This window comes from Clostridium sartagoforme, from assembly GCF_004794105.1.
GTDB lineage: Bacteria > Bacillota > Clostridia > Clostridiales > Clostridiaceae > Clostridium > Clostridium sartagoforme_B.
In genome coordinates this window covers 1145276-1157285 of sequence record NZ_SRYR01000001.1, presented here as the reverse complement: position 1 = coordinate 1157285, position 12010 = coordinate 1145276, and the positions used below count along the sequence as shown (strand labels likewise).

Below are 12010 nucleotides of genomic sequence, written 5' to 3'. Positions count from 1 at the left end.
TGGGAAATACTATTAGTATATTAAAGGAGGTTTTTTAATGGATGGAGATTTTATAAAGGTAATTCCTCTCGGTGGAGTTGGTGAGATAGGAAAGAATATTACCGCATTAGAAGTTAATGATGAAATAATAGTAATAGATTGTGGAATAGCATTTCCTGACGAAGAGATGTATGGGGTTGATTTAATTATTCCTGATATATCTTATTTAATAGATAATAAGGATAAGGTTAAAGGATTATTTATAACCCATGGTCATGAGGATCATATAGGTGCAATACCATATATTCTTAAGCAATTAAACATGGATGTTTACGGAACAAAATTAACCTTGGCTATTATTGAAAATAAATTAAGAGAGCATAACTTAGTAGAAACTAGTAATCTTATTTTAGTCAATCCAGGTGAAATGGTATCATTTAATAATTTATCTATAGAGTTTATACAAAGCACTCATAGTATTGCAGAGTCTTGTTGCTTTGCTATAAAGACTAAGCTAGGTACTATCTTCCACACTGGAGATTTTAAAATAGAGTTAACTCCAATAGATGATAAGGTTATAGATATAGATAGGATTTCAACGATAGGAAAAGAGGGAGTTTTACTACTAATGGCAGATAGTACTAATGTTGAAAGATCTGGCTACACTATGTCTGAAAGATCTATTGGTAATACTTTTAATAGAATATTTGCAACAGCTAAAGGTAGAGTTATAATTGCAACCTTTGCTTCTAATATACATAGAATGCAGCAAATAGTTAATGCATCATTAGATAGGAAAAGAAAAGTAGCTTTTGCAGGGAGGAGCATGGAGAGTATCTCAAGAATGGCTGTTGATCTTGAATATTTACATATGCCTGAAGATATGTTAATAGAGATAGATGATATAAAAAATTACAATAACGAAAATATAACTATTATAACTACAGGAAGCCAAGGGGAACCAATGGCAGCCTTAGCAAGAATAGCTTATGGGAATCACAAGAAAATTAAGATTGAAAGTGACGATTTATTTATAATTTCAGCAGCTCCTATACCAGGTAATGATAAGTTAATTTCTAAAGTAATAAATGAACTATTTAAAAAAGGAGCAGATGTAATTTATGAAGACTTAGAAGAAGTCCATGTGTCAGGTCATGCTTATAGGGAAGAATTAAAACTTATGCATAGATTAATTAAGCCAAAATACTTTATGCCTGTTCATGGTGAATATAGACATTTAAAGCATCATAAAGATTTAGCAATTAGCCTTGGAATGGATCCAAGTGATACCTTTATATTAGAAAGAGGAGATGTTTTATTAATAAATAAAGATGAGGCTAAGAAGGAGGGGAAGGTTAAAACTGGTACAGTTTTAGTAGATGGACTTGGTGTTGGAGATGTAGGAACTTTAGTACTTAGAGATAGAAAACATTTAGCTCAAGATGGGTTAGTTAATATAGTAGTAACTATAGAAAGGGAAAGTTTTAGTATAATTGCAGGTCCTGATATTATTACAAGAGGTTTTGTTTATGTTAAGGAAGCTGAAGAACTTATTAAGGAGTTAAAAGATATAGCTACTAATGAATTGCAAAGTTGTCTTGATAATAGAATTATAGAATGGTATTTAATAAAAACTAATATTAAAAAGGCAGTTGAAAGATATATATATGATAAAACTAAAAGAAGACCAACTATTATACCAATAATTATGGAGATTTAAATGCTATATTATTTTCAATTTTTATAGTTTATATAAGGAATTATGTCGCTTTTTGACTATTTATATAAAAATAATCTAGACTATTTTTTGAAAGATATATATAATAGATATAAAAAATAAATGGAGGGATTTTATGAAAAATATAGCAGCATTTTTTGATATAGATGGAACAATATATAGAGAAGGTTTAATTACTGAGGTTTTTAAGAAAATAATAAAATATGAACTAGTTAGTGAAAATAAGTGGTATAACGATGTAAGACCTTCATATCTAAAGTGGGATAAGAGACAAGGGGATTATGACACTTATCTTTTAAAAATGGTAGATATTTACGTAGATGCTATTAAGGGAATAGATAAATATCATATTGACTATATTGCAAAGAAAGTAATTGAACAAAAGGGAGATAGAGTATATACCTTTAGTAGAGAAAGAATAAAGTGGCATCAAGATCAAGGACATATAGTAATTGCAATTTCAGGTTCACCATATGAGCTTGTAAGAGAAATGTCTAAAAAATATAATATGGATGACTTTAAGGGAACTATATATAAGTTAGATGGAGATAACAAATATAGTGGTGAAGTTGTACCTATGTGGGATCATGAAAGTAAACTAAAGTCTATAAATGAATTTAAGGAAAAATACAATATAGACTTAAGTAAGAGTTATGCTTATGGAGATACTTCTGGAGATATATCCATGTTCAAATCAGTAGGAATTCCTTATGCAATTAATCCTACTAAGGAATTATTAGATAAGGTTAAGGCTGATAAAGATATAAGAGAAAAGATAAAAGTAATAGTTGAGAGAAAAGATGTTACTTATAGTTTAAATGTAAATTGTATAGAAACTGTATAATAGGATAGACAGCTGTATATTAAGAATATATAATATTTAAGTATGAAATATTTTAAAGATAATTTATAATATACATTCTAGATTAGATATTATGTAATTAAGGAGATTTATAATGTTAACTATAAGAGATAAAGCTTTAGAAGAAAAGTTAAAACAGTTAAGAAAGGCAATTGAAATAGTAGGAGGAAACTCTTTATTAAGCAAATTAGGAAGTGAAGAAGAGTTAGCAATCTTTATAATTAATAATGCTCTTTCTGACTTAAGTGAAGATATAGAGATTCAAGGAAAGAATTATGCTTTAAATAATCTTTTAAAAACAAAAATTAATTATGAGAAAAACTATATTAAAACTAAGAAAATTTTTCTTCAAAAAATAACATATAAGATAAATAAATATAATACTTATTTAGATTCTTTAATAAGAAAGTATAAGAAAACTGGTGGCATTGAGGAGTATAGAGCTATAAAGGAAGAAATAGAAGAAAGATATTCTATGGATATAAATAGTTTTATATTATCTGAAATTGAAATTAATAAAGACATGATAGAGTCCTATTATGGTGAGTATCTAAACTCAAAAAAAGAAGACTTTATAAATTCTATTATAAGTAGTTTAATATAAAATCATAAATTTTGCATCTCGGGGGAAAATAGAATAGAAGATATTCTTCAGGAGGTGCAGTTATGAGAAATAAACTAATGAGGAAAATGAAAAGAACCTTTAAAAAATCTAAGGCTAAAAGCAAAGTATTATTTGAAATAGCTGATGATTTTATGGACATAATTCAAAATGCCAAAACATATAAAAAAATGAAAAAAAGAAAATAAATTTTAAGAAGCTGTATCTTATTAGATACAGCTTCTTAGTTTTATAAGTACTTCAAGTAAACAATATTCATAGCTTATATTACTAGTTACTAATTTTAAATAAATAGCTTAATAACTAATTTTAGTACATTTGTTTAATTTTAAATCCTTTTTGAGTTAAGGCTTCTCTAATCATCTCTATATGAAGATGACCATTAGTCTCCACAGTTACTTCAAGTAAAACATTTTTCAGCCTATTAACTGCCTTAAATTGATTATGCTCTAGTTGGACAACATTGGCATTAAGTTCTGATAAAATTCTAGATATTTCTTGAAGCTGTCCTGGTACATCTGGAAGTTCTACAGAGAAACAGAATAACCTTCCTCTTTCTACTAAACCATCACTAATAAGTGAAGAGATAGTTAACATATCTATATTACCACCACTAATTATTGAAACTACTTTTTTGTTTTCTAAGTTAAGTTTCTTTAATGCAGCAAGAGAAGCAGCACCAGAAGCTTCAGCTAATAATTTATGCTTTTCACATAAAATCAAGAAAGCTTCAGCTATTTCTTTATCAGATACAGTAATAACTTCATCTACATATTCTCTAATAATGCTATATGTTAATTCACCTGGTGACTTTACAGCTATACCATCAGCAATAGTATTTACCGATTCAAGAGAGTGAAGCTTACCATCTTTAAAACTTTTCTCCATAGCATTAGCACCTTCAGCTTGTACACCTATAATTTTAATGTTAGGGTTAATTTCTTTAGCAGCTAAAGATACACCACTTATTAATCCTCCACCACCAATAGGACAAATAATAATATCGATGTTTTCTAAATCTTCAAATATTTCTAAAGCTATTGTTCCTTGTCCATAAATAACTTCCATATCATTAAAAGGATGTATGAATATAGAGTTATTATCTCTTTCTAAAGATTTTGCTTTTAGAAAAGCATCATCATAACAACTACCATGTAAAACTACATTTCCACCAAACTCTTGAGTTGAGTGAACCTTTAAATAAGGTGTGTTTTTAGGCATTACTATTGTAGAGTCTACACCTAAAAGATTTGCAGCATAAGCTACACCTTGAGCATGATTTCCAGCTGAAGAACAAACTACACCCTTACTTTTTTCTTCTTCGCTTAAAGATCTTATTTTATTTAATGCACCTCTTATTTTATAAGCTCCAGTGATCTGTAAATTTTCACATTTCATATAAACTGAACAATTATTTAATGAAGAAAAGATATTGCTATAAAGCAAAGGAGTCTTATTGATTACATCTTTTATATTTTCTCTAGTTCTCTTTATTTCATTTAAATGCATAAGTTTCCACCTCTAGTAATAATTATATCATTGGTTAATGGATTTATGAATATTCTAAAAATAAAAAATATAAATTTTTATTAAATAATTAATAACAAAACTGTATTAAGATTAATTTATAATTAAATTTCTTAGGAATTATAATTAATTAGTTAATCTTTAAAATCTAAAATTAAATAATTAATTTATGGTATAAATAGTAAAATGTTCTTAGATATAGTGATATAGTAGTATTGAACATTTAAATACTTGGGGGGATTTATATGAAAAAATTATATAAAATAATGTTATTTTTACATTTATTTGTTGGTATAGGGGCAATGGCTGGAGGAAGTGCGGCTATTATCTCTCCTAAATTACCAATGGGTATGACAGTAGATACTTTAAAATATTCACCTTTTAATAATTTTCTTATACCAGGAATTATATTATTTGTTGTCTTAGGGATAGGAAATATATTTAGTGCTATAATGATGTTTTTAAAGTCAAAATATCAAGGTTATATAAGTAGTGTTTTTAGCTTTGCATTAGTAATATGGATAATAGTCCAATGTATAATGTTAAGAACTATAGTAAGTCTACATGTAATTTTCTTGATAATAGGATTAATACAATCAATCATATCTATAATAATATTATTTAATCAGCATATATTTCCTACAAATATCATTATTAATATAATTTCAAAGCTATCTGAGAAATATCCTAATAATACTATTATTAAAACTATATATACATTAGGAAAGAAATTTATTTGATTAAGCAAAAAGATGGTACTTTTAATAAAGAATATCTAATAGCTTTTATTCCTAGAATGATTGAATTAATAAAATCAGAAAGTTTAGAACAAGTAAAAAGTATAATGATGAATTTTAAAGGTAGATAATTTAAAAAGATAATTATATTTCCTTTTGCAAGATTTTCACTATTTTTATAATAAGTATAGAAAGTTAATAATTTTAATGATTTAAGTAAAAGATAAAACCATACTAATGATAAGGTTAATATGGAGGGCACTAATGAAAAATATATTTAAAATATTTCTAAGGGATTTAAATAGCATTTTAAGAAATTATGTTGCAATAATTATTATTTTAGGACTTATGATCTTACCTTCATTATATGCATGGTTTAATATTAGAGCTAGTTGGGATCCTTATGGAAGTACAGGCGGAATAAAGGTTGCTATAGTTAATAAGGATAAGGGAGATAATCTTCAAGAAAAATTCATTAATATTGGAGATGAAATTGTAGAAAAGCTTAAAAAAAATACTAACTTAGGCTGGGAGTTTGTATCTGAAGAAGAGGGGAATTCTGGGGTTGAAAAAGGAAAATACTATGCAACAATAATAATTCCTGAAGAGTTTACTAGTGAAACACTATCTATAATGGAAAAGTCAATTACAAGACCAACATTAATATATAAAGTAAATGCAAAAAGTAATGCAATTGCTCCTAAAATTACAGAAAAGGGAGTTACAACAATAAAGTCTCAAGTAGATACTAATATTATCGAAACTGTAGATGGAATAATATTTATGATATTAAATGAAGCAGGGGTAAGTATTGAAGGTTCAAAAGATAAAATTTTAAAGCTAATAAATGGAATTGTTGAAATAAATAATAAGGTTCCTGAAATAGAAAATGTTATTAATGATTTGGATACTGGGAGTTCTAAAATTGAAGATTTAATCTCCAAGACTAAAGAAAATTTACCGTTAGTAAAAGATACTTTAATTTCAAGTGATAAGTTATTAGTTGATACTAAAAATGCATTGGAAAAATCAAAAGGAGCATTAGCTGAAGTAGCACCAGTGGTTAAGTCAGACTTAGAATTAATAAATAGGGAACTTAATAATCTAGAAGGAATAATAAATACAGTAATTAATATCAATGTTGATAAAAATGCTATTATTAATGGATTAGATAATATTAGTGTAAAATGTAATGAGATAAATAGTAAGATTAATGGAATTATTAAAGCTTTAGAACCATTATCAAAGTTTAATGATAATTTAAAAGAAATAGTAAATGATTTATCCCTAGCAAGTTCTAAGTTAAATTCTGTAACAGATATTATAAATCAAATAAGCAAAGTAGTTAATAATGCAAAGCCTATAGATAAGACTAAACTTCAGGAGATAAAAGCATTAATAGCCAATAATAGAAGTATAATTTTAAATATTTTAAACAACTACGATTCAAAGTATATTCCAGCCATTAATAATGCTATAGATGAGTTAACTAAAATATCTAATAATTCAATTAAGCTATTAGAGGAAGCAACATTAGCAATACCAGATATAGATAAATTGCTTGATACATTAAATAATGCATTAAATATTGGTAAAGGTGATATAGAAAAGTTAAATAATGAAATGCCAATAATTAAAGCTAGATTGAATAGTATTGCTTCAAAACTAGTATCTTTAAATAACGAAGAAGATATAGATAAGTTTTTATCTTTACTGAAGAATGATTGGGAGGCTGTTAGTAAATTTTTAGGGAGTCCTGTTGAAATTAAAGAGGAGACGTTGTTCCCTATACCTAATTATGGATCAGCTATGTCACCATTTTATTCAACCCTTGCTTTATGGGTAGGATCATTAATTCTAGTTTCTTTATTAACTACAGAGCCACATGGATTTAAGAAAGATATTAAATTTAAGACTTACGAAAAGTACTTTGGAAAATTTCTGACCTTTGGATTTATTGGAATATGTCAGGCATTAATATTAACTTTAGGTGATATATATTTACTTAAGTGTTATGTGTTAAACAAGGGCTTATTTATAGGGATAAGTCTTTTAAGTAGCATAATATTTATATTAATAGTCTACACTTTAGTCTCAATATTTGGTAATGTTGGAAAGGCTATAGCTGTGGTATTACTAGTAATTCAAGTGGCAGGTGCAGGTGGAACCTTCCCTGTAGAAGTAATGCCTAGCTTCTTTAAAAAAGTAAATCCATTTTTACCATTTACTTATTCAATATCAGCTATGAGAGAGGCAGTAGCTGGAGTGGTTAAAGAAAATCTATTAAGAGATTTAACTATGATTATAAGTTATGGAGTAATATTTATATTAATAGGATTATTCTTAAAGGGGCCAATAAATAGAATAAGTAGAAAGTTTATAGATAAATTAAATGAAAGTGGACTTATAGGTCATTAAAAATAAGAGGTTGCTTTAGTGCAGCCTCTTATTAATTTAAAATATCTTCTATTATCATATCTATTTCTTTAATTTCTTTATCCGTATAAGTTAATATACTATAATCATACGAATAATTATCAAGAGATCTCTCTGTCTTATGGTTATTTTGCTCAGTGGTTAAAATGCTTTCATAATCAACTCTAGTTATATGAATTGATACTGTTTTACCGATACTTTTTAAAGATTCTATTTCTTTAGGAAATCTTGCATCAGGAATAAGTACGATATCAAAATCATTTTTAACTAAATTAATAATTTTAATAAGCTCATTTATTAAATACATTTCATCTTGAGCTCTCATCTTATCTCCTAATTTTTGAAGAATATCTCTACCAACTTCATCTTTAATACCGTTCCAATTATAAACCTGAGTTGCTACCATTTTTAAATAGTCAGCATAATGAATAATAAATACTTTTTGTCCTTTAGCCTTAAGTTTTAACTTTAATTTATGGGCAAGTGTATCCTTACCATGTCCAGCAGGACCAGAAATTGTTATACATTTCATTAATAGTTACTCCTTTTCTTTGGTATTTAGTTTATTTATTAAATAATTATATCATAAGAATATTTTATTAGTACATTAAACTATTTTTTTAAATTTAGCATGAGTTTTTAACATATTATGCTCGACCGACCTTGTACACTCCAAGTTGGCTTACGCACAATATGTTAAAAACTACTTGAATAATTTAAGCTTGGGGATGCAGGCCTACTAAAGGAAGAAATTCAGACGAGCTGAATTTCAATAATTATTGCTAAGGGCTTATGTTAAGTCAAAATATAGCTTTGCGTTATGAATACATTAAATATTTATATTTGTGGTTTTATACTCATTTTATGACAATTCCAATATTATAAAAAGTTATTTTTAGTGAAAAATAGAAAGTTCCTAGACTTCTCTAAGAACTTTCAAAATAACGATGAAAAAAGGAACTATGATTATAATAAACAAAAGCTAGCTACATAGCTAGATCGATACTAACAGAAGTTTACCAAGAATAACTTCTATCTAGAATTATGCCCATTAATTTGGGTTATAGACATTTTATTTTAATAAATCCTAAAAATAATAACAAAATATATTTATAAATATATGATTATCTAATGCTTATTCATATACAATTACTAAAGGTTTATTTGTTTTATTTTTTAATATATAATATAAGTAGTAAATTTTAGGGGTGTAGGATATGTCAAAAGAAAAATCAATTAAAACTAATGCAATGAGAATATTAGATAAAAAGAATGTACAGTATTCAGTAACTACTTACGATACTAGTGATGGTAAAATTGATGGAGTATCAGTTGCTGAAAAAGTAAATAGAAATAAAGAAGAAGTATTTAAAACTTTAGTTACAACTTCCAATTCAAAGAACCTTTATGTTTTTTTAATTCCAGTAGCTGAGGAACTAGATTTAAAGAAGTCAGCTAAGGCAGTAGGGGAGAAATCGATTGAAATGCTTAAATCAAAAGATTTATTACCTTTAACAGGTTATATACATGGGGGATGTTCACCTATTGGTATGAAGAAGGAATATAAAACAATTATAAATGAATCTGCAAAAGAATTAAATGAAATAGTTTTTAGTGCAGGAAAGATAGGATATCAAATAAATATAAAAATGTTGGAATTAGAAAAAGTATTAAATTTTACATATGTAGATGTAATAAAATAGATATTTATATTTTTATATTATACCTTACTAAAAAAATCCTCTGTGTAACACAGAGGATTTTTTATTAATTAATATCTTCAAAATTATTTATAATAGTTAACTTATAAATATAAACTATGTCGTAATAAAGTGATTTTAAAAGGCTCCTGAGCCTCCACCTCCACCACCACTAAAGCCTCCACCTGAAGAAAAGCTACTATAGCTATCGTTATTACTAGCATTATTTTGATCTATAAGACTTTCTGCTGAAGTTCTTATATCATTAAAGAAAATCATATTATAAGCAAAATAATAGCTAAAGAAAGGATCATAACCTCTATCAAGATTATTTTCACTTATTAAGTCTGTAATTTGTGAATTTTTAAGACCTAGTGCAGAAGAGTAAATTAATAAATCCCTTACATCAATATTTTCTTTATTAGTATCATATAAAATATAATTTTTATATGATTGCCACTGACAATATTCTATATAAGTTTCATTATTTAAGACTTCACGACCTTTAATAGTAATATAAAAATTTAAGGAACTTCCATTTAATCTTACTTCATTGATAAAATCATAAAATGAATTTTTGAATTTTTCAGATTCTTTTAAGTTATTTTCTATCTTATTTTTTATACCTTGGAAGGAAAACTCATTATAATGATTTTCATATTTTTTAAACCAATTTATAAATACTTCTAAATGAGAGAAGTATTTATCATCAATATCTGAAACTCTCTTAAAAGTAATATTATTAAATTCTTTTTCAGTAGTTACGTTAGTATCTACTTCATATACACCAAGTTTCACTAAATAGAGTAGGGTGCATGGTACAAGTGACCACTGTAAATCTTTTTTATTAGTCATGTAAGCTACTAAAGCCGGACTTAAATTTGATGGTATATAAGGGAGATACTTATCTTCTGGGTAGGTAGCTAAAGATCTATACTTAGATAGTTCCTCATTGAATTTTTTATCCTTGATCTTTTTTAGTATGAATAATATTACACCTACTAAAATTAAAATAGAAATTGGAATAACAAGATATTCTAATTTAAAATCATCATCTTCTATAGCTTCTGTAGAAGTCCTATTTATTTCTTGCATATTTAAAAAGTCTTTTTGAAAATTTAATTGCACTCCAATATCAGAAGTTAAATCATTTCCAGAAATACTAATTAAGTCTTCAGAGGTATTAGTTTTAAAGGATCCGTCTCCAAAGACAGTATAATTCAAAATATTTAAATCAAAAGGATAGTCCTTTAAAGTAATATTTAAGTTTATATTATTTACTGGATTATCTGAAGAAGCAGTATAGAAGCTCCAATTTAGTAGACTGGAATCAGAATATTTCTTTGCTGCACCTATTGCTTTATACTTTAATCTAAATTTTTTTATTTCATCAGCACTTTTTGAGTAAATTTTAATTTGTAATTTCTCATTATCTAGATTTGTCTCATAAGTATTGTTATCATTGTTCTCACTTTTTGGAATAGTTATTTCATTATACTTCTCTTCAGTTGTAACTTCTAATATTTCATAGTCATCAATCTTATTCATATTTAAATCAATATAAATACCATTAAAACTACCTTTAAAATTGTAAGTGAAGGTTTCCTCTACTAAAATATCGCCATTTTCTTGAATTTCAGCATTAATTAATAAATCTTGTATTGTATAGGATTTACTATCTGCTAAAACTTGCTTTGGAAATAATAATAGTAAAGAAAATAAAATAGTTAATAGCTTTTTCAATTTATCACCCCTTTATTTTATATTCTAATTATAAAATAGTTATTAAATTAACACAATTAAAAAAAGGATGTATCATACTTTGATACATCCAGAGTAAATTTAAAATTCATACGAAAATAAATTAATTGCTATGGTTTGTAGTAATGCAACTGAACTAGTAATTTGGATTAATAAAGTAGTGTTAGGTGGCATAGCAATTATTGAATCAATATTTTCAGTATAAATTTGTGTTGTTTGTACTGTAGTTAATACTATAGTACTGCCAATAGGAGTACTTGAACCATGTTTTACTATAGCTATACTACTAGGTGCAGTTAAAGCAAAATTCGTATTTACTGGAGTCACAGAGGTTCCAGCAGTTGTAAAAGACCCATTCCTTATAAATGTCATAGTTACTCCAATACTTGTACCAGTAATTGACATAGAGAATTTGTATAGATATAATGTCTTATTTGTTCCTGATGGATTACTTAATTGTATTAGATAATTAGTTCCAATCCCTAAGATGGATAATCCGCTTGCAGTAATACTATAAAAGTTGCCATTACCACTTTGATAAGCATTAGAGTTAGTACCAATTACATATAGTGGATCTGGATAAAAATTATAAACTTGACTGTTCATAATATCATTCCTTTATAGTTATTTTCTCTATTATACATAATA

12 protein-coding genes are annotated in these 12010 nt (G+C 26.5%); 8 read left to right on the top strand and 4 right to left on the bottom strand.

Annotated elements, in window-relative coordinates; translation table 11 throughout:
* Window positions 1-37: 37 nt before the first annotated feature.
* The 4 genes from E5347_RS05150 to E5347_RS16800 all read left to right on the top strand — a co-directional run bounded on the left by E5347_RS05150 (window position 38) and on the right by E5347_RS16800 (window position 3389).
* Window positions 38-1699, top strand: a complete 1662-nt coding sequence (locus E5347_RS05150) for a ribonuclease J (protein ID WP_136005249.1) — start codon at window positions 38-40, stop codon at window positions 1697-1699.
* Window positions 1700-1832: 133 nt separating this feature from the next.
* Window positions 1833-2561 carry an HAD family hydrolase gene (locus E5347_RS05145; protein WP_136005247.1) on the top strand — a complete coding sequence of 243 codons (729 nt, stop codon included), beginning with the start codon at window positions 1833-1835 and terminating at the stop codon, window positions 2559-2561.
* A 112-nt stretch (window positions 2562-2673) separates the two neighbouring features.
* Window positions 2674-3183 carry a hypothetical protein gene (locus E5347_RS05140; protein WP_136005245.1) on the top strand — a complete coding sequence of 170 codons (510 nt, stop codon included), beginning with the start codon at window positions 2674-2676 and terminating at the stop codon, window positions 3181-3183.
* Between the two features lie 62 nt (window positions 3184-3245).
* Entirely contained in the window at window positions 3246-3389 is a 144-nt protein-coding gene (locus E5347_RS16800; RefSeq protein WP_168354905.1) for a hypothetical protein, read from the top strand.
* Window positions 3390-3510: 121 nt separating this feature from the next.
* On the opposite strand, the gene ilvA is transcribed toward E5347_RS16800, so the two are convergent.
* Window positions 3511-4710 (bottom strand): threonine ammonia-lyase, encoded by a 1200-nt coding sequence (ilvA, locus tag E5347_RS05135; protein ID WP_136005243.1) that lies wholly within the window; start codon window positions 4708-4710, stop codon window positions 3511-3513.
* 263 nt (window positions 4711-4973) lie between these two features.
* Here ilvA and E5347_RS05130 point away from each other — a divergent pair, with 263 nt between their 5' ends.
* The 3 genes from E5347_RS05130 to E5347_RS05125 all read left to right on the top strand — a co-directional run bounded on the left by E5347_RS05130 (window position 4974) and on the right by E5347_RS05125 (window position 7883).
* The gene (locus E5347_RS05130) at window positions 4974-5468 is read left to right on the top strand and encodes a hypothetical protein (RefSeq protein WP_136005242.1); all 495 of its coding nucleotides are present in this window, start codon (window positions 4974-4976) and stop codon (window positions 5466-5468) included.
* A complete protein-coding gene (locus E5347_RS17175) occupies window positions 5465-5596 on the top strand; it encodes a hypothetical protein (RefSeq protein WP_279230087.1) in 132 nt (43 codons plus the stop codon). The genes E5347_RS05130 and E5347_RS17175 overlap by 4 nt, the downstream gene beginning before the upstream one ends.
* Window positions 5597-5729: 133 nt before the next feature.
* Entirely contained in the window at window positions 5730-7883 is a 2154-nt protein-coding gene (locus E5347_RS05125) for a YhgE/Pip domain-containing protein (RefSeq protein WP_168354904.1), read from the top strand.
* Window positions 7884-7914: 31 nt separating this feature from the next.
* On the opposite strand, the gene E5347_RS05120 is transcribed toward E5347_RS05125, so the two are convergent.
* The gene (locus tag E5347_RS05120; protein ID WP_136005239.1) at window positions 7915-8433 is read right to left on the bottom strand and encodes a hypothetical protein; all 519 of its coding nucleotides are present in this window, start codon (window positions 8431-8433) and stop codon (window positions 7915-7917) included.
* 685 nt (window positions 8434-9118) lie between these two features.
* Here E5347_RS05120 and ybaK point away from each other — a divergent pair.
* Window positions 9119-9604, top strand: a complete 486-nt coding sequence (gene ybaK / locus E5347_RS05115; RefSeq protein WP_136005236.1) for a Cys-tRNA(Pro) deacylase — start codon at window positions 9119-9121, stop codon at window positions 9602-9604.
* Window positions 9605-9739: 135 nt separating this feature from the next.
* Here the strand turns inward: ybaK and E5347_RS05110 are convergent, their stop codons facing one another.
* Both E5347_RS05110 and E5347_RS05105 read right to left on the bottom strand, forming a co-directional pair.
* Window positions 9740-11344 (bottom strand): DUF2207 domain-containing protein, encoded by a 1605-nt coding sequence (locus E5347_RS05110; protein ID WP_136005234.1) that lies wholly within the window; start codon window positions 11342-11344, stop codon window positions 9740-9742.
* Window positions 11345-11443: 99 nt separating this feature from the next.
* Window positions 11444-11968: a hypothetical protein gene (locus E5347_RS05105; RefSeq protein WP_136005232.1), complete on the bottom strand. Its 525-nt coding sequence runs from the start codon at window positions 11966-11968 to the stop codon at window positions 11444-11446.
* Window positions 11969-12010: the final 42 nt, after the last annotated feature.